Source organism: Pseudomonas sp. Pseusp15 (assembly GCF_059492165.1).
On the sequence record NZ_CP168523.1, the window covers coordinates 5,368,726 to 5,386,818 of the forward strand.

General features: G+C 60.3%; 17 protein-coding genes. 10 read left to right on the forward strand and 7 right to left on the reverse strand.

From position 1 onward, the window contains the following. Window positions 1-2 precede the first annotated feature (2 nt). Entirely contained in the window at window positions 3-632 is a 630-nt protein-coding gene (locus ACEN8R_RS24195) for a LysE family translocator (RefSeq protein ID WP_018927337.1), read from the reverse strand. A gap of 144 nt (window positions 633-776) precedes the next feature. Between ACEN8R_RS24195 and ACEN8R_RS24200 the strand changes: the two genes are divergently transcribed. Next, window positions 777-1,250 carry an Lrp/AsnC family transcriptional regulator gene (locus ACEN8R_RS24200; RefSeq protein WP_018927338.1) on the forward strand — a complete coding sequence of 158 codons (474 nt, stop codon included), beginning with the start codon at window positions 777-779 and terminating at the stop codon, window positions 1,248-1,250. 44 nt (window positions 1,251-1,294) lie between these two features. On the opposite strand, the gene lpdA is transcribed toward ACEN8R_RS24200, so the two are convergent. Further along, complete coding sequence (gene lpdA, locus ACEN8R_RS24205; protein WP_018927339.1) at window positions 1,295-2,695, reverse strand: dihydrolipoyl dehydrogenase; 1,401 nt, start codon at window positions 2,693-2,695, stop codon at window positions 1,295-1,297. A 210-nt stretch (window positions 2,696-2,905) separates the two neighbouring features. On the opposite strand from lpdA, the gene hflK (ACEN8R_RS24210) reads away from it, so the two are divergent. The 8 genes from hflK (ACEN8R_RS24210) to cfaB all read left to right on the forward strand — a co-directional run bounded on the left by hflK (ACEN8R_RS24210) (window position 2,906) and on the right by cfaB (window position 12,216). Further along, a complete protein-coding gene (hflK, locus tag ACEN8R_RS24210; RefSeq protein WP_026286515.1) occupies window positions 2,906-4,870 on the forward strand; it encodes a protease modulator HflK in 1,965 nt (654 codons plus the stop codon). Continuing rightward, window positions 4,867-5,922 carry a protease modulator HflC gene (hflC, locus tag ACEN8R_RS24215; RefSeq protein ID WP_026286516.1) on the forward strand — a complete coding sequence of 352 codons (1,056 nt, stop codon included), beginning with the start codon at window positions 4,867-4,869 and terminating at the stop codon, window positions 5,920-5,922. The genes hflK (ACEN8R_RS24210) and hflC overlap by 4 nt, the downstream gene beginning before the upstream one ends. After that, window positions 5,919-6,977 carry a protease modulator HflK gene (gene hflK / locus ACEN8R_RS24220; RefSeq protein WP_026286517.1) on the forward strand — a complete coding sequence of 353 codons (1,059 nt, stop codon included), beginning with the start codon at window positions 5,919-5,921 and terminating at the stop codon, window positions 6,975-6,977. The genes hflC and hflK (ACEN8R_RS24220) overlap by 4 nt, the downstream gene beginning before the upstream one ends. Further along, on the forward strand, window positions 6,974-8,884 hold the full coding sequence (locus ACEN8R_RS24225; RefSeq protein ID WP_111453106.1) for a heavy metal translocating P-type ATPase: 1,911 nt from the start codon (window positions 6,974-6,976) through the stop codon (window positions 8,882-8,884). Before hflK (ACEN8R_RS24220) ends, ACEN8R_RS24225 begins: the two co-directional genes overlap by 4 nt. 119 nt (window positions 8,885-9,003) lie before the next feature. Continuing rightward, the gene (gene bufA2, locus ACEN8R_RS24230) at window positions 9,004-9,258 is read left to right on the forward strand and encodes a BufA2 family periplasmic bufferin-type metallophore (RefSeq protein WP_018927345.1); all 255 of its coding nucleotides are present in this window, start codon (window positions 9,004-9,006) and stop codon (window positions 9,256-9,258) included. Between the two features lie 65 nt (window positions 9,259-9,323). Beyond that, window positions 9,324-10,169, forward strand: coding sequence for an MNIO family bufferin maturase (gene bufB, locus ACEN8R_RS24235; RefSeq protein WP_018927346.1), 846 nt, complete (start codon window positions 9,324-9,326; stop codon window positions 10,167-10,169). Continuing rightward, entirely contained in the window at window positions 10,160-10,960 is an 801-nt protein-coding gene (locus tag ACEN8R_RS24240) for an HvfC/BufC N-terminal domain-containing protein (protein ID WP_018927347.1), read from the forward strand. Before bufB ends, ACEN8R_RS24240 begins: the two co-directional genes overlap by 10 nt. 71 nt (window positions 10,961-11,031) lie before the next feature. After that, window positions 11,032-12,216 (forward strand): C17 cyclopropane fatty acid synthase CfaB, encoded by a 1,185-nt coding sequence (gene cfaB, locus ACEN8R_RS24245; protein ID WP_018927348.1) that lies wholly within the window; start codon window positions 11,032-11,034, stop codon window positions 12,214-12,216. On the opposite strand, the gene cls is transcribed toward cfaB, so the two are convergent. After that, window positions 12,213-13,652, reverse strand: a complete 1,440-nt coding sequence (gene cls, locus ACEN8R_RS24250) for a cardiolipin synthase (RefSeq protein ID WP_018927349.1) — start codon at window positions 13,650-13,652, stop codon at window positions 12,213-12,215. The genes cfaB and cls overlap by 4 nt on opposite strands. Before the next feature lie 132 nt (window positions 13,653-13,784). Between cls and ACEN8R_RS24255 the strand changes: the two genes are divergently transcribed. Then, on the forward strand, window positions 13,785-14,306 hold the full coding sequence (locus tag ACEN8R_RS24255; RefSeq protein WP_018927350.1) for a DUF3617 domain-containing protein: 522 nt from the start codon (window positions 13,785-13,787) through the stop codon (window positions 14,304-14,306). Between the two features lie 78 nt (window positions 14,307-14,384). On the opposite strand, the gene ACEN8R_RS24260 is transcribed toward ACEN8R_RS24255, so the two are convergent. The 4 genes from ACEN8R_RS24260 to ACEN8R_RS24275 are packed head-to-tail and all read right to left on the reverse strand — an operon-like array spanning window position 14,385 to window position 18,085. Then, window positions 14,385-15,278, reverse strand: coding sequence for a His/Gly/Thr/Pro-type tRNA ligase C-terminal domain-containing protein (locus ACEN8R_RS24260; RefSeq protein ID WP_018927351.1), 894 nt, complete (start codon window positions 15,276-15,278; stop codon window positions 14,385-14,387). Window positions 15,279-15,312: 34 nt separating this feature from the next. Further along, the gene (locus ACEN8R_RS24265) at window positions 15,313-16,650 is read right to left on the reverse strand and encodes a dihydroorotase (RefSeq protein ID WP_018927352.1); all 1,338 of its coding nucleotides are present in this window, start codon (window positions 16,648-16,650) and stop codon (window positions 15,313-15,315) included. Between the two features lie 2 nt (window positions 16,651-16,652). After that, the gene (locus ACEN8R_RS24270) at window positions 16,653-17,213 is read right to left on the reverse strand and encodes a gamma carbonic anhydrase family protein (RefSeq protein ID WP_018927353.1); all 561 of its coding nucleotides are present in this window, start codon (window positions 17,211-17,213) and stop codon (window positions 16,653-16,655) included. Then, complete coding sequence (locus tag ACEN8R_RS24275; protein WP_018927354.1) at window positions 17,210-18,085, reverse strand: metal ABC transporter substrate-binding protein; 876 nt, start codon at window positions 18,083-18,085, stop codon at window positions 17,210-17,212. The genes ACEN8R_RS24270 and ACEN8R_RS24275 overlap by 4 nt, the downstream gene beginning before the upstream one ends. Between the last annotated feature and the right edge of the window lie 8 nt (window positions 18,086-18,093).

Consider the following 18,093-nt stretch of genomic DNA (forward strand, 5'->3'; position numbering starts at 1 on the left):
GCTCAAGCTTGTTGAACAAAGGTCAGCCGCACAGCAAAACCAATCAACAGGCTGCCAAACAACCACTGTTGTACCCGTTGGGCCGATGGACTGCGTTGCAGCCAACGGCCCAACGCAGCGCCGACCAGCGCGTAGGCGCTGTCGAACAGCAAGCCGACGCTGACCAGCATCATGCCCAGGGTCGCAAATTGCGCGAGCACCGGTCCGGCTTGAGGGTTGATGAACTGCGGCAGCAGCACCGAGCAAAACAGCAGCGCCTTGGGGTTGAGCAGGTTAGTCAGCAAACCGCGCTGGATCGCCTCCGGCCACCGTGGTTTAGCAGTCGTTGCGTCTGCACCGTTCAAGCTCGGCAGCATCGTGGTGCGCAGGCACTGAATGCCGATCCAGAGCAGGTACGCGGCGCCGGCCAGGCGCACCACGTCGAAGGTCCAGGGCGCAGTCCTGAACAGCGTCGCCAAACCCAATGCCGCCAATGCCACATGACAACCGCGCGCCACGCCCAGCCCCAATGCCGTGGCCAGCGCCGCGCCTTTGCCCTGACGAGCGCCGGTCTGCAACAGCAGAATCATGTCCGGGCCCGGCAACAGGTACACCACTGTCAATGCCATGAAAAACAGCCAGAGTTCTGTCATGTTGCCCCCATTCGTTGTCGATCTGGTGGGTTCAGTCTACGGCCGAGGGGCAGGGCAGGTGGTTGCGTAGTCAGCTTCTAAAGCTTCGATATTTGGCATAACCTGCCAGTTTGTGATGATCGAACCATCAGGATCTGCCAAAACATGAAACTGGACGCCTACGACCGCAAAATTCTCACGGCGCTGCAACGGGACGGACGCCTGAGTAACGTACAACTGGCCGATGAGATCGGCTTGTCGGCCTCGCCCTGTTTGCGCCGGGTCCGGATGCTGGAAGAGGCCGGTGTGATTCGTAGCTATCAGGCCAACCTCGATCGAGATGAAGTGGGCCTTGGGCTGACGGTGTTTGTCGGGGTCAAGGTCGAACGGCATAACGATGAACAAGCCGAAGCGTTTCGGCTGGCCGTGACGGCATTGCCTGAGGTGATTTCGGCGTTTCTGGTGTCCGGGGAATCGGATTTTCTGCTGCAAGTGGTGGTACCGGACTTGCGCGCCTATGACCGTTTCCTCACCGGGCGATTGCTGAAATTGCCTGGCGTGAGCGATATCCGCAGCAATTTTGCAATTCACACGGTGAAGACGCCGGGAGCGTTGCCGTTGGGGCATTTGCCTGATTGAAAAAGCGAAAGATCGCAGACTTTGGCCGCGATCTTTTGATCGTTCTAAATCTGCGTCGCCATCCCTTCCACATTCATCGCCGCCTGGCGCAAGGCCTCGGAGCGGGTCGGGTGTGGATGGCAGGTCAGGGCGATGTCTTCGGCCGAGGCGCTGAACTCCATGGCCACGCAATATTCGCCAATCATTTCGCTGACGCTTGGGCCCACAAGGTGTACACCGAGAACTTCGTCGGTGCGCTCATCGGCCAGTACCTTGGCGAAGCCTTCGGTTTCGTGGTTGATCTTCGCCCGGCTGTTGGCGGTGAAGGGGAATTTGCCGACCTTGTAGGCGCGACCTTCGGCCTTCAGCTGTTCTTCGGTCTTGCCGACGCTGGCCAGCTCCGGTTTGGTGTAGATCACGCTGGGGATCAGGTCGTAATTGACCTCGCCAGCCTTGCCGACGATTTGCTCGATGCAGGCCATGGCTTCGTCTTCGGCCTTGTGGGCGAGCATCGGCCCTGAGGTGACGTCACCGATCACCCAGACCCCCGCGGCTTCAGTGCGGTGGCCCTTGTTGGCGAGCATGCCGCGTTTGTCGGTGGCGAGGCCGACGTTCTCCAGCCCCAGGCCCTGGGTGTAAGGACGACGACCGATAGCCACCAGCACGTAGTCGGCTTCCAGCAGTTCGGCGGTGCCACCTGCGGCCGGTTCGACACTGAGTTGAACACCGCTCGCCGAGGAGGTGGCGCTGGTGACTTTCGAACTCAACTTGAAGCGGATGCCTTGCTTGCTCAATGAGCGCTGAAGGGTTTTACCGGCTTCAGCATCCACACCCGGGCAGATCCGGTCGAGAAATTCGACGACCGTCACCTGAGCACCCAGGCGCCGCCATACCGAACCCAGTTCCAGACCGATCACTCCAGCGCCGATCACCACCAGGTGCTTCGGTACTTCAGCCAGCGACAGCGCGCCCGTGGAGTCGAGGATGCGTTGGTTGTCGATGTCCACGCCTGGCAGGGGAGTGGGTTCGGAACCGGTGGCGATGATGATGTCTTTGGCGCTCAGCCGGGTCTTGCCACCCTGATTGTCGGTCACCGTGACGCTACCCGGCCCGTCGATGTGGCCCCACCCCTTGATCCAGTCGACCTTGTTTTTGCGAAACAGAAACTCGATGCCCTTGGTCAACCCTGTGACGCTTTCATCCTTCTGTTTCATCATCTGAGCCAGGTTGAGCACAGGTTTGACCTCGATCCCGAGGTTGGCGAATTCCGCCCCCATGGCCGCGTCGTAGAGCTCGGAGGCATGCAGCAATGCCTTGGACGGCATGCAACCGACGTTCAGGCAGGTCCCGCCGAGGGTGGCGCGGCCTTCCACGCAGGCCGCTTTCAAGCCCAACTGCCCGGCGCGGATCGCTGCGTTGTAACCGCCGGGGCCGGCGCCCAGAATCACGACGTCATAGGTGCTCATGGTGCAACTCCTGGATTGAGAGGGGCGGGATCGATAAAAAGTAGTCTTCAATAAAAATTACGAACGTAATATGTGCGTTTCTCACCATTTCGGTCAAGGCTTCAGCTTGGCGACAGGTTCAGCGTTTTTAGATAGAACGATTCAGGACGAAAATTTCACCATTTTCGTTATATCGTAACGAATTGTGATGTGAGCAATGGCTGGGGTGGTATGCAAGTCGATCTCGATGGCGATGGAGCACAGATAGCAGGGCTGCCGCGCTTCCAGCAGGCGGTCGTTCAAGGACGTCGATTGCGCCAATGGGCAATCGGTTTGGGTGCCTTGGCGGCCGCAGGGCTGGTGCTGGCGTTTTTTGTCGGGCTGTTTGCACCGCAGTCGCTCTGGCCCGCGTTGCTGGCCAATCAGAGTGCCGGTTTGCTGGTGTTGGTCGCCGGTCTGCAGTCGGCCTGGTGGGTAACGCAGTGGCGTGCACGAGCGATGAATCCATCAGTGTTGGTGCCGGTGGCTATCACCGAAGAAGTCGTTGTCGCCGAAGGTTGGTACGAGCGGTTGCTGGACGGCATCAGTCAGCGTTGGCTGCGGTTGCTTGGGCAGATCGGTGCACCGACGCTCTGGCTTGGCGGCTGGGCGTTGTTGAGTTTGTACAGCATCGAGCAGGTCTGGAACCTCGCTTTGCCACCCGCTGCGTTGGGATTATCGGCCAGTATCGGCGCGGCGTTGTCGTTGCTGCTGGCGTTCGGTTTGCTGGTGCTGGAGCGGCAACTGGCGCAGGAAAATGTCGCCCAATGGCCTGAAGCCGGGTCGTTGGCGCAGCTGGCGCGGGTCGCGATTATTGGCCTGGTGCTCAGCGCCTTGTGTCTGTTGTTCGGTAGCGAAACAGCCGTCTGGCCGGTGCGTCTGGCGGTGCTGATCGGCTTGTTGCCGGGGCTGGTCGCCATCGAGTTGTTGCTGCGCGCCGTGTTGTCGCTGTTCAGCCCCCGTCGTGAACAGCTTGAACCGACCTTGCTGGCGCGAAGCTTCGTCGCCGATATGTTGCGCTGGCCGCCACAGCCCCTGCTCGCATTGCAGCACGAGTTGCACAACCGCTTCGGTATCGACCTGCGACAAATCTGGGCTTTCACCTACATGCGTCGGGCGTTTTTGCCGGTGCTGGCGGTGGTGGCAATCGTCGGTTGGTCGCTCACCGGCATTCATGAAATACCGCTACAGGGGCGGGGCATCTACGAACGTTTCGGCAAACCGGTGGAAGTGTTTGGGCCCGGTTTGCACGCCGGTTTGCCGTGGCCGCTGGGTCGCGTGCTGAGCGTCGAGAACGGCGTAGTCCATGAGTTGGCCACCAGCGTGGGCGAAGCATCGGCCCCGGTCGCGGCCGAACCTGCCGAAGGCCCGGCACCGGCCATTGCCAATCGCTTGTGGGACGCCAGCCATGTGAATGACAAATCCCAGGTCATCGCCAGCAGCCGTGCCGACAAGCAGAGCTTTCAGATCGTCAACATGGACGTGCGCTTCGTCTATCGCATCGGCCTGAGCGATCAGGCGGCTCTGGCCGCGACGTACAACAGCGCCGACGTGCCGACGCTGATTCGCAGCACCGCCAGCCGGATTCTGGTTCATGACTTCGCCTCAAGAACCCTCGACGGTTTGCTCGGCGAAGACAGGGTAGGGCTCTCTGAAGAAATCGGCCGCGCCGTGCAAGCGGATCTGCAAAAACTCGACAGCGGCGTGGAAATTCTCGCCACGGTGGTCGAGGCCATTCATCCGCCAGCGGGGGCTGCCAATGCTTATCACGGCGTTCAAGCAGCGCAGATTGGCGCCCAGGCATTGATCTCCCGCGAGCGCGGTGCCGCAGCGGAGGCGACCAACCAGGCGCAATTGCAGGCCAGCATCGCTCGCGATCAAGCCACGGCCAGTGCGCATGAGATCAACTCGAGCGCTCGGGCCGCCGACCTGAAATTTGCCGCCGAGCGAAAGGCGTACTCCAGCGCCGGCCAGGCTTTTGTACTGGAGCAATACCTCAGCCAACTGACCCAGGGTCTGGCTAACGCCAAGCTGCTGGTTCTCGATCACCGTCTGGGTGGCAGCAGCAATGCGCCGACCATCGACCTACGTACATTCACGCTGCCGGCTGACCCTGCGCCGTCGCGTAATACCGCTCAGCCAGGAGCCGCCCATTGAGCCAGTCGACGCCTACTCACGATCATCACGACCACGATGACCACGCCGGCCACGATCACGGCCATGGCGGGCATCACCACGGTCATCATCACCATCACCACCATGGTGATCCGCACGAAGCTGGCCCTTTTCCGTGGCGGCGAATGGGCTGGGCGGCGCTGCTGGTGGCCTTTGCCGTTGCGGCGGCAAGCCTGGTGCAAGTGCGCTCGGGGGAGGCCACGGTGATTACGCGCTTTGGCAATCCATCGCGGGTGTTGCTGGAGCCGGGTCTTGGCTGGCGTTGGCCGGCGCCGTTCGAGGCGGCGATTCCGGTTGATCTGCGGCTGCGCACCACCTCCAGCGGTTTGCAGGATGTGGGCACGCGCGACGGTCTGCGCATCATCGTGCAAGCCTACGTGGCCTGGCAGGTACAGGGCGACCCGGACAACGTGCAACGCTTTATGCGCGCTGTGCAGAATCAACCCGATGAAGCCGCGCGGCAGATTCGTACCTTTGTCGGCTCGGCGCTGGAAACCACTGCCAGCAGTTTCGACCTGGCCAACCTGGTGAACACCGACGCCAACCAGGTGCACATCGCCGATTTCGAAGCGCAGCTGCGCCAGCAGATCGATCAGCAGTTGCTCACCACCTATGGCGTGCGAGTGCTGCAAGTCGGTATCGAGCGCTTGACGCTGCCATCGGTGACGCTCACCGCGACGGTCGATCGTATGCGCGCCGAGCGTGAAACAATCGCCACTGAACGCACGGCTATCGGCAAACGTGAAGCGGCACAAATCCGTTCTGCGGCCGAGCGTGATGCGCGAATCGTACAAGCTGATGCCACTGTGAAAGCCGCAGACATCGAAGCCCAATCCCGCGTCGAAGCCGCGCAGATTTACGGCCGCGCCTACGCAGGCTCACCGCAGCTCTACAATTTGCTGCGTTCGCTCGACACCTTGGGCACCATCGTTGCACCTGGCACCAAGCTGATTTTGCGCACAGATGCGGCGCCGTTCCGGGTGTTGGTTGATGGCCCACCGACGCTCGATAACAAGTCCGGGTCGCAGCCATGAGTTTGGTTCCACGTGGAACAAATGAATTGAGCAGCCCCTGGATTCAGGCCGGGCGCTTGGCTTTTCTCGCGCTTTACGCCGTGACCGTGCTGGCTGCTTTGGCGTGGGCATTTTCCAATGTGCGGCAGATCGACCCGCAGAATCGCGCCGTGGTGCTGCACTTCGGCGCGCTGGATCGCATTCAAAATTCCGGCTTACTGTTGGCGTGGCCGCGACCGTTTGAGCAGGTGATCTTGTTGCCGGCAGCGGACCGGGTGATCGAGCGTCGGGTGGAAAATCTGCTGCGCACCGATGCCGCGTTGCAGGCCGACCGGGTGGCGAGCTTCGCCACACCCCTCAGCGATGCGCTCGCCGGCTCCGGTTATCTGCTGACCGGTGACGCGGGCGTGGTGCAGCTGGATGTGCGGGTGTTCTACAAAGTCACTGAGCCCTATGCCTTCGTTCTTCAGGGTGAGCATGTGTTGCCGGCTCTGGATCGACTGGTGACGCGCAGTGCCGTGGCACTCACCGCGGCGCGAGACCTGGACACCATTCTGGTGGCTCGACCGGAACTGATCGGTGCCGACAATCAGGCTGCCGAACGTCGCGAACGTCTGCGCGGCGATCTGGTGCGAGGCATCAATCAACGCTTGGCCGAACTGACGGCGACCGGGCAGGGCTTGGGTATCGAAGTGGCGCGGGTCGATGTGCAATCGAGTCTGCCCGGCCCGGCAGTGAGCGCGTTCAACGCCGTGTTAACTGCCAGCCAGCAAGCTGACAAGGCCGTGGCCAATGCGCGCACGGAAGCCGAGAAGCTGACTCAGTCCGCCAATGAACAAGCCGACCGCACGCTGCAAGTGGCTCACGCTCAGGCCAGCGAACGCCTGGCCAAAGCCTCCACCGACACCGCCACAGTATTAAGCCTGGCCAAGGCGCAACAGCAGGGCACCGATCCGCAAATGCTGCTGCGTATTTACCGTGAGCGGATGCCGAAGATTCTCGGGCAGGCCGGTTCGGTGACGACGGTCGATCCGAAAGACGATTCCCGCCTGATCATTCAGGGAGCTGCGCAATGACTGCCCAAACCGCCGCCGCGCCGAGCATGTTGTCTTCGGCTGAACAACGTAGCGCCGCGCGCCAGTTGACCCTGGCCATGCTTGCACTGGGCTTGCTTGCGCTCGGCCTGATCTGGCGCTGGTTGTTGCCGGAGCAGACCGGGGTCAGCCAATTGCTGTTGGGTTTTGCTTCGTTGCTGGTGGCCGTGCCGGTCATGCGTTCGGCGTGGTACAGCCTGCGTTATCCGAGCCTGCACGGGATCACCGATCAGTTGATTGCCCTGGCCATGCTCGGCGCTTGGGCCACTGGCGATCTGCTTACTGCGGCACTGCTGCCGATCATCATGATCTTCGGCCATGTGCTGGAAGAGCGCAGCGTGATCGGCTCACAGGAAGCGATTCATGCCCTCGGCAAACTGACGCGTAGCCATGCGCGCAAGATTCAGGCTGACGGCGCTATCGTTGAAGTCGATAACGGCACACTCAAGGCCGGCGACCTGGTGGAGGTGCGTGCGGGTGATCGCGTGCCGGCCGATGGTCGGGTGTTGTCCGGTCAGGCGAGCCTCGACACTGCATCGATCACCGGTGAGTCGGTGCCCATAGAGGCCGTTGTGGGCATGCCGGTGTTCGGCGGAGCGATCAACCTTGATGGCTTGTTACGCATTGAAGTGACCCGCACCGGTCACGAGTCGACACTGGGTAAAGTCATCGCGCTGATGCAAAACGCCGAACGCTCCAAGCCGCCGATCACCCGTTTGCTCGAACGCTACGCCGGCAGTTATATGGTGCTGGTGTTGCTGCTGGCTGCCGTAACCTGGTTCGTCACCAACGATGCCCAGGCGATGCTTGCGGTGTTGGTGGCGGCCTGTCCTTGCGCACTGGTGTTGTCAGCACCGGCCACGGCGATTGCCGGGGTGGCGGTCGCAGCTCGGCACGGGATTCTGATTCGCAGCTCGGCGTTCCTCGAAGAATTGGCTGACCTGACGTCGTTGGTGGTCGACAAGACCGGAACCCTGACGTTCGGCACCTTGCGCCTGCAATCGATCGACAGTCCGCTGAAAGATCGCAGTCACGTACTGAAACTCGCCGCCAGCCTTGGCTCTGCCAGCAGCCACCCGGTCAGCCGCGCGTTGGCCGGGTTGGTCACTCAGGAACATTTTCTGCTGCTCTCCGACATTCGCGAGCGTCAGGGGCTGGGTGTCGTGGCGATGACGGAGCAGGGCGAAGCGGCCCTCGGTCGTCCGGAGCTGTTCGCGCAATTGGGCATCGTCACCTCAGCTGTTCCCGGCCACGATGGCCCGATTGCGGGGCTGGCCCTCGACGGTGAATTTCTCGCCTGGCTGTTGCTCGCCGACAGCGTCAAACCTGAGGCGCGGTTTGCCCTGAGCGAGTTGCGTGAACTGGGCCTGGGTCGTCAGTTGTTGCTGACCGGGGATCGACAAAGCGTGGCTCATACGCTGGCCCGGGATGTGGGCATCAGCGATGTCGAAGCCCAGGCCTTGCCCGAGGACAAACTCAATCGCGTGTTGAAAGAAATCGACAGCGGTTTCCGGCCGATGGTGGTGGGAGACGGCATCAACGATTCCCTGGCGCTGAAGGCCGGTGTGGTCGGCGTGGCCATGGGCGCGGGCGGCGCGGACATCGCGCTGGCCTCGGCCGATATCGTACTGATCGGCAGCGACCTGCGCCGGCTCGGAACCTGTGTGCGCCTGAGTCGCCAATGCCGGCAGACTTTACAGGTGAACGTAATCATCGGTCTGGGCTGGACCCTGGCGATTGTCGCCTTTGCCGCATTCGGCTGGCTGGGCGCGGCCGGGGCGATGATTGCCGCGCTGTTGCACAACTTGAGTACGTTATTGGTGCTCGGTAATGCTGGGCGTTTGCTGCGTTTTCAGGAGCCTTTGCTCAAGCTCAAAGATGAGGTTTGAGCGAGGCGAAAAGTTTTTTCATCGCCTCTGTAACGCCGTCAGGGCAGCGCTCTCTAGTGCTGTGTCGGGACTGAACAACCTTCCAGCCGACACCCCTGACGATTACTGAGGATATACAAATGAACTTCAAAACCGCCACCGCCGGTGCCGCTCTCGCCTTTGCCGCTGCAACAATGTTCGCAGGTGTTGCCACTCAGGCTCAGGCCGCCGACGCTGCACAGGTTCACTGCTACGGCGTGACATCGTGCAAAGGCATGAATGACTGCAAGACAGCCGAAAACGCCTGCAAAGGTCAGGCTGTCTGCAAAGGGCATGGCTTCAAGGCAATGACTCAGGCCGAATGCATGAAGGCAGATGGAAAAGTCGGCGAATAACTGACTGCCGAATGCCGTCGCGGTGGCTCTCTTGCCACTGCGGCACTTTGCGAGGAGTCCGCAAAATGTCTGCTTCCCTTTCTTGTCTGGGCTACGGCCTGGGTTTGCGCAGTGCCTACTACCAACAGATTCTTGAACAGTCGCCAGCCGTGGACTGGTTTGAAGTGGTCTCGGAAAATTTCATGGTCCAGGGCGGCAAGGCCCTGTACTACCTGGACGCCATTGCCGAACGGTATCCTGTAGTGATGCATGGCGTATCGCTGTCTATTGGCGGTCCTCATGCCCTCGATCCGCAGTATCTGCAACAGCTGAAACTTCTGGCGGAGCGAGTTGAACCGGCATGGATCTCCGATCACTTGTGCTGGAGCCGTGGCAACGCCCATCAACTCCATGATTTGTTGCCGCTGCCCTACACCGAAGAAAGTCTTTATTACGTAGCCGGCCGAGTGCGGCAGGTTCAGGACGTCTTGCAGCGTCCGCTGGTGCTGGAAAACGTCTCCAGTTACGTGCGCAGCGCTGGCGACGAATTCAGCGAATGGGAGTTTCTTGATGCGCTCAGCCGGTTGAGCGACTGCGAGCTGTTGCTGGACATCAACAACGTCTATGTCAGCTCCCGCAATCATGGCTTCGATCCGTGGACATTCATTCAAGGGCTGCCGGCCAAAAAGGTTCGACAGTTGCACCTGGCTGGCCACAGCGACCACGGCGATTACGTGATCGACACCCATGACCAGCCGGTGAGTGATCCGGTCTGGGCGCTCTATCAACAAACCCTGGGACACCTCGGGCCAGTCGCGACACTGTTGGAACGCGATGATCATTTCCCGCCTTTTGAAGAGCTACTTACCGAGTTGCAAAAGGCCCGGGCATTGGGTGATAGCGTGTTGACCCGGAGACTGAGATGCGCCTGAACGACTGGCAGCTGGCCTTTGAAACGTATCTGCTGGGTGAGCAGACAGCAGCCGATACCGCGCTAGGTGCGAGTCTTATGGGGGGGCCGACACTGGATGTGAGCACCGGGCTGGCGATCTATCACAACGCCTATCAGGCAAGGCTTCAGGAAGTTCTGCGCGGCGACTATCCGGTCATTTGGCATTGGCTGGGTGACGATGAATTCGAGCAGCTCGCGGCGGCTTACATTCGCCAGTGTCCGTCTGTTCATTACAGCCTGAGGTGGCTGGGTGAAGGGTTCGAGTCGTTTATTCGACAGCATTTAGTGCCAGAGCAAAGTGCAGCGCTGGGGGAGTTGGCGGCACTTGAGTGGGCATTCACGCTCGCGTTCGACGCGCCTGAAGGCGCGCCGCTGACGATACAGGACATGGCCGCCCTGAAGCCTGAAGACTGGCCGACGTTGCGGGTCAGCCCCAGCCCCTCTGTGCAATGGCTTGAGTGTGCTTTCAACAGTGTTGCGTTGTGGCGGGCAGTGAAGGATGAAACCGGGTTCCCCGGTAGTGCAGCGTTAGGGGCGCCCCAAGTATTGGTGATCTGGAGAGCGGGGCTGGTTTGTCATTACCGCAGCCTGGAACCTGCGGAGGCGGCAGCTCTAGACGGCTTGTTTCAGGGCGACTGGGATTTCGCTGAACTGTGCTCCGAATTAGCAGTCATCTATGGTGAGGATGCACCCCTTCAGGCTGTTACATGGCTGAAACAGTGGGTTCAGGACGGTTGGTTGCAGCCTCGAATCATAGAGAGCAGCTATTAAATCGATAGCCGGCTATTTTTCAAGGATGGACTACCCTCAAATCAGACGTCTGAAAATCAGGGGGATTATCCATGCTCGCGCAACTTCCACTGGCCTTACAGAATCTGCAGTTGCCGCTTCGCTTGCGACTCTGGGACGGCCATGAGTTCAACCTGGGGCCGACGCCCAGCGTCACCATTGTGGTCAAGGACCCGCACATGGTTACCCAGTTCACCCATCCGAGCCTGGACGCGCTGGGGGCGGCGTTTGTCGAAGGCAAACTGGAGCTGGAAGGCTCCATCAGCGACGTGATTCGTGTCTGCGATGAATGGAGTCAGGCGCTGATCAGCGAAGACGACGATGCGCAACCGGTGCGCCTGGTTCACGACAAGGAAACCGACGCCAAAGCCATCTCCTACCACTACGACCTTTCCAACGAGTTCTATCAGCTGTGGCTCGACAGCGACATGGCGTATTCCTGCGCCTATTTCGAGACCGGCAGTGAAACCCTTGAGCAGGCTCAACAAGCCAAGTTTCGCCACCTGTGCCGCAAGTTGCGCTTGCAGCCAGGGGAGTATCTGCTGGATGTCGGTTGCGGCTGGGGCGGGTTGGCGCGGTATGCCGCGCGGGAGTTCGGCGCGAAGGTGTTCGGGATCACGCTCAGTCAAGCGCAATTGGATTTGGCTCGTGAGCGGGTGAAAGCCGAAGGCCTGGAAGACCAGATCGAACTGCAACTGCTCGACTACCGCGATCTGCCTCAGGACGGGCGTTTCGACAAGGTGGTCAGCGTCGGTATGTTCGAACACGTCGGCCACGCCAATCTGGCCGAATACTGCAAGACCTTGTTCGGCGCGGTGAAAGAGGGCGGTCTGGTGATGAACCACGGGATTACCGCCAAACACACCGACGGTCGTCCGGTCGGGCGCGGTGCTGGTGAGTTCATCGAGAAGTATGTGTTCCCCAACGGCGAACTGCCGCACCTGGCGATGATCTCGGCCGAGATCAGCGAAGCGGGGCTGGAGATTGTCGATGTCGAGAGCCTGCGCCTGCATTACGCGCGGACCCTGGACCACTGGAGCGAACGCCTGGAAGACAATCTGGAAGCCGCCGCCAAACTGGTACCGGAGCAGGCACTACGGATCTGGCGGTTGTATCTGGCGGGATGCGCCTATGCCTTCGCCAGAGGCTGGATCAACCTGCATCAAATCCTCGCGGTGAAAGCCCATCCCGATGGCAGCCATGAACTGCCGTGGACCCGCGACGACATCTACAACTAGAGAATCGGCGAAATAAGCCGGGCGATCCGCATGCCGACCTGTTGCAGGCGGTGGGTTTCCCGGCTTTCTTCTTTGGCGATTTCGTGAGCCTGGGCGAAATCGTGGTTGAGCATCTGCTCCACTTCGGCGGCAAACCCGCTGTCGACCGTCAGCAGCATCACTTCGAAATTCAGCCGGAACGAACGGTTGTCCATGTTGGCGCTGCCGATGGCGCTGATTTCGTCGTCGATCAGCACCACTTTCTGATGCAGGAAGCCGGGTTGATAACGGAACACGCGCACCCCGGCACGTACAGCTTCGAAGGCATAAAGGCTGGAAGCGGCGTAGACGATCCGGTGATCCGGCCGCGATGGCAACAGGATCCGTACATCCACACCGCGCAGCACCGCCAGTCGCAACGCGGCGAACACCGCTTCGTCGGGGATGAAGTAAGGGCTGGTGATCCACACGCGTTCCGTCGCCGCATGGATGGCTTCGACGAAGAATAGCGAACAGGTTTCGTAGGAGTCCGCCGGGCCGCTGGCCAGTAATTGGCAGAGCACGCCGTCATCTGGATAAACGTCTGGCAGGATCAGCGGGGGCAGCGAGCGGGCTGCCCAGAACCAGTCTTCGGCGAAGGACTCCTGCATGCAGGCCACCACCGGCCCGCGAACTTGCACGTGGGTATCGCGCCAGGGCGCCAGGGGTGGTTTCTCGCCCATGTACTCGTCGCCGACATTGAGCCCGCCGACAAAGCCGACAAGCCCGTCGACCACTACGATCTTGCGGTGGTTGCGGAAATTCACCTGGAAGCGGTTGAGCCAGCCGCTGCGGGTGGCGAAGGCTTTGACCTCGATACCGGCATCTCGCAATGGTTGCACATACTCGTGGGGCAGGGAGTGGCTGCCGATGCGGTCGTAGAGCAAGTAAATCGCCACGCCCTCGGCGGCTTTCTTCGTCAGCAGGGTGTGCAGGCGTTGGCCGAGGCGGTCATCGTGGATAATGAAAAACTGGATCAGCACCGCTTCACGGGCGTTGCTGATGGCGTCGAAAATTGCATCGAACGTGGCTTGGCCGTCGATCAGCAAGTGCACATCGTTGTTTGCCAGGCATGGCATGCGCCCCAGCTTCGGCATGGCCCGCAAAGACGCGTAAGCGCTGGAGGCACGCGCAGCCAGTGCCTCTTCTACCCAGGGGCGCCAGTTCAGTTCGGAGATGGCCTTGCGCATTTCCTCGTTGGCTTGCCGTCGGGCCTTGATGTAACCATCGAAGGTGCTGCGACCGAAGACCAGATAGGGGATCAGCGTGAGGTAGGGAATGAACAGCAGTGACAGGGCCCAGGCGATCGAGCCCTGAGCGGTCCGAACGGTCAACACGGCATGGATGGCGGCGATCGAGCCCAGTGTGTGCAACAGTGCGATCAGATAACCGAATACATGCGGTCCGAAATAATCCATGGGGCAGCCTTGCTCCTTGAAGATTCAATGCTTAACAGACCATGTTCCGGGCAGAATGTCGCTATTTAATTGGCCCATGAACCGAAGCCCGTGGCCGACGTCTAACGGCCACTAATGATCAGGAGTTACTCGATGAACGTTCGTCTGCTGGGTTTGGCCATGGCGTTTGGTTTGGCACTTCCTGTGGCCGCTCAGGCACAGATGCTGCAACCGGGCTTGTGGGAGTTGACCTCAAGCAACATGAAGGTCGATGACCAGAACATGCCCGATCTGCAATTGATCCTCGGCCAGCTACAAAACCAGATGACCCCCCAACAGCGGGCGATGCTGGAGAAACAAGGTATCACCATGGGCGGTAAAGGGATTCGGGCGTGCCTGACACCTGAGCAGGTGAAGAGCGACAACATTCCGCTGACGGACCCGCAATCGGGCTGCAAGCAGGAAATTACCGAGCGTAGCGGTAACCAGTGGAAATTCCGTTTCAGCTGTCCGAAAGCGCAGGGCAGCGGAGTGGCCACTTTTATGAGTGACCGTGAGTTCACCACCAAGGTCAACGGCACCTTCAACGCCACCGGCATTCAGCAGAAGGGTAGCCTCGATACCCGCGCTGTGTGGTTGGGTCAGGATTGCGGCACAGTGAAGCCAAGAGCCTAAAAGCTTTGCGGGTAGGCTCGTTCCCACCAGGTCATATGTGATCCCTGTGGAAGCGGGCTCGCCCGCGAAGGTGTCCGCTCAGGCACCAGCAGTCTTGGGCGGGTTCAACAAATCACACACCGCCTCAATCCCTTTCTCCCCGAAATCCTCCCCGCTGCCACTGCGCATGCTGACAAACCCACCGTCCTTTTCCTTCTCTCCGACCACCAACAGGTATGGCACCTTCTGGCTGTGCTGGCGAATCTTGCGGCTGATTTTCTCGTGACGCAGATCCGAGTTGGCGTGCAGTCCGCGCCGGCGCAGCGCTTCGGTCACCGAGTGCGCATAATCGCTCTGACGCTCATCGATATTCACAACCACGACCTGGGGTGGCGCTCGCCAGGTGTCCAGTTCCTGTTGGCTGGACCAACACGTGCCATAGATTCGTTGCTGCAACGTGCCGCTGATGTGGTCCAGTGCAAAGGCCTGCAACACTTTGGTGGTGGGAACATGCGGGCCTGCCGCGAAACCCTCGAAGTCCCCCAGACGATACAGCGATAGCCTTTCGGTTGGCGTTTGCTCCTGCCGGCGGATCGAATGGTTGGTCGCCGCCAATTCGCGCATACGCGCTTCGATCACTGGCAGAGCGGCCAGGGTTAAGGATCGCTGGAAAGCAAACTCATAAAAGAAGCCGTCACCCAGCGCCGATCCGGCCCGCAACTGCGTATTCGGATGCAGCTGTTTTACGGCCATGGCCAGCATCAGCGCACAGGAACGCCGGAGGATCTCCAGACCGTCGGGTTCCTGGGACGTGACGATGCTGACCCGCGCATCGCACTTGATCAGAAATCCGCAGTCCACCAGCACGCCGTCCACCCGACCCGCGAGCGCTGCATTAGCCAGGCCGAGGCTGATACTCGCGGCAACCTCAAACACGGACAGCGGTTGGTCATACTCACGCAATGAACCATCAGGCAGGGTGATGTGGATCATGATCGGTGTTCTCGAATGTTTTCGATAACGTGCGTCAGCGCATAAACCGTAGCGGTAAGCCCTGACAGTTATCATTAAGACGTTTGTCGTGCCACGCAATTTGTCCCGACACGATCGTTGTGCTGACGCTGTGGCGAAAGCGATGCCGGGCGAAGGGCGTCCAGCCACATTGCGAAAGGATGGGTTGCCGGGAAACGGCCACGCCATCGGGCTCGTGTTTGATCAACACCAGGTCGGCCCAATACCCTTCGCGCAGGTAGCCGCGGTCGGGGATGGCAAACAGATCGGCGACCCGATGACTGGTTTTGGCCACAAGGGTGGTGATCGGCAGGATCTCATCAGCCACCAGTTCCAGCAGCGCGGGCAGGGCGTGTTGCACCAACGGCAAACCGGACGGCGCCTGGTTGTAGGGGCGCTGTTTTTCGGCCCAGGTGTGAGGTGCGTGATCGCTGCCGATTACGTCCAGCCGATTACTCAACAGCGCTTTGCGCAAGGCATTGCGGTCGGCCTGGGTCTTGATCGCCGGGTTGCATTTGATCAGGTTGCCAAGGTTCGGGTAGTCGCGGTCGTCGAACAGCAAATGATGCAGGCAAGCCTCGGCAGTGATGCGTTTCTGTGCCAGCGGCTTGTCTTCGAACAGTGCCAGCTCACGGGCGGTGGTCAGGTGCAAAACGTGCAGACGGGTGCCGTGACGTCTGGCTAGATCGACGGCCATTGAGGAGGATCGAAAGCACGCTTCGGCATTGCGGATAAGCGGGTGAGCGGCGGGCGGAAGGTGGTCGCCGAACAGCTCTCGCAGGTTCGCCGCGTTGGCTTCAATGCTGGGCGTGTGTTCGCAGTGGGCCAACAAAAGGGTCGGCACCTCGGCGAATAACCGCTCAAGAGTTCGCGGATCGTCCACCAGCATATTGCCCGTGGAGGCGCCCATGAACACTTTGACCCCGGCCACTTCGCAAGGATTGAGCGCGGCGACGGTGTCGAGATTGTCGTTGCTCACGCCGAAATGAAAACCGTAATTGGCCACTGAGTGAGTTGCCGCTCGACGCTTCTTGTCTGCCAGCGCGGCGAGGGTCAGGGTGGCCGGCGAGGTGTTGGGCATGTCCATGAAGCTGGTGATGCCGCCGGCCACCGCCGCTCGGGACTCGGTATGGAAGCTGCCCTTGTTCGGTGCTCCTGGATCACGGAAATGCACTTGGTCATCGATCATGCCTGGCAGCAGCCATTGGCCGTTTGCGTCGATTTCCACGGCAGCTGTTTCACCTTCGATGCTGCTGGCGATCTTGACGATGCGACCGTGGCTTACCAGCAGATCACCGTCGAATTCCCGGCCTTCGTTCACTAGTCGGGCGTTGCGAATCAGCACGCTGCTCATGGTCAGAACTCGTTCTGCAGGGCTTTGTAGCCGCGCACCAAATCGACGTTGGTGCGTGCTACGTCTTCGGAAAACTCCGAGGCGCTGACGCTGACGGGTGGGAACTGCGACAGGTCGGTGTTGGGGCCGATGCGTGTGGTGGAGGGCACGTAGAAGGCGTCAGGCAAGTCACGACCATCGACTACCGAGTTGTGCCGCACCACGCAACCGTCGCCCACCGCGCAGTTGAACAGCACGCTGTTGAAACCGATGAACACGCGATTACCGACCCTGCAGGGTCCGTGGACGATGGAGCGGTGGGCGATGGAGCTGAACTCGCCGATGGTCACCGCCGCGCCGGACTTGGAGTGGATCACCACGCCATCCTGGATGTTCGAATTGGCGCCGATGGTGATTGCTTCCATCTCGCCCGAGTCGTCCACTTCATCGGCGCGAATCACCGCGTAGGGGCCGACGAAGACGTTCTCGCCGATCACCACTTTGCCGCAGATGATTGCGGTTTTATCCACGTACGCCGACTCCGCAATCAATGGCAGATCACCTGAAGGATTCTTGCGGATCATGGCTTGCTCAATGCCTCGTACAAAGTGTTGAGGTTGTATTCGAACAGCCCGGTGAAGGTGCTGGCCGGGCCAGTTGCAGCGAGGGCATCGGAGTACAACGTGCCACCGATATGCGCGCCGCTTTCATCAGCGATTTGCTTGAGCAGGCGCGTGTCCTTGATGTTTTCCATGAACACCGCTTTGACCTTGGCCTGACGGATCTGTGTGATCAGCGCAGCGACTTCGGCGGCCGAAGGTTCGCGTTCGGTGGACAGACCTTGCGGCGCCATGAAGTTGATGCCGTAAGCCTGACCGAGATAGCCGAAGGCATCATGGGAGGTGACGATTTTGCGATTACCCGGCGGCAGCGAACCGAGCTTGGCTTTAGCCTCGGCGAGCAAGGCGTAGATCTTTTTCAGATAGGCCTGGCTGTTGTGTTCGTAGTCAGCTTTGTTTGCAGGGTCGGCGGCGATCAGCGCTTTGGTGATGTTGCTGATGTACAACTCGGTGTTCGCCAGGTTGTGCCAGGCGTGCGGGTCGGGAATGGTTTCGCCGTCTTCATCCAGCGAGCGCGGAATGACACCGTGGCTGGCGTTGATGACTGGGGCTTTGGTTTCGGTGCTGGTCACCAGGCGGTCCAGCCATGGCTCGAAACCCAGCCCGTTCTTGATGATCAGTTTGGTGTTGAGCAGTGCCTTTGCATCATCCGGCGTCGGTTCGTAGGTGTGGGCATCGGCGTCCGGACCGACCATGTTGGTGATCTGAATATGGTCGCCGCCAACCTGATGGGTCATGTCGGCGAGGATGCTGAAGCTGGTGACCACCTGGAGTTTTTCCGCGGCAGACAGCGACATCGACAGCATCAGACTGAACAGCACGAGTAAAGCGCGCATTGGGTTAC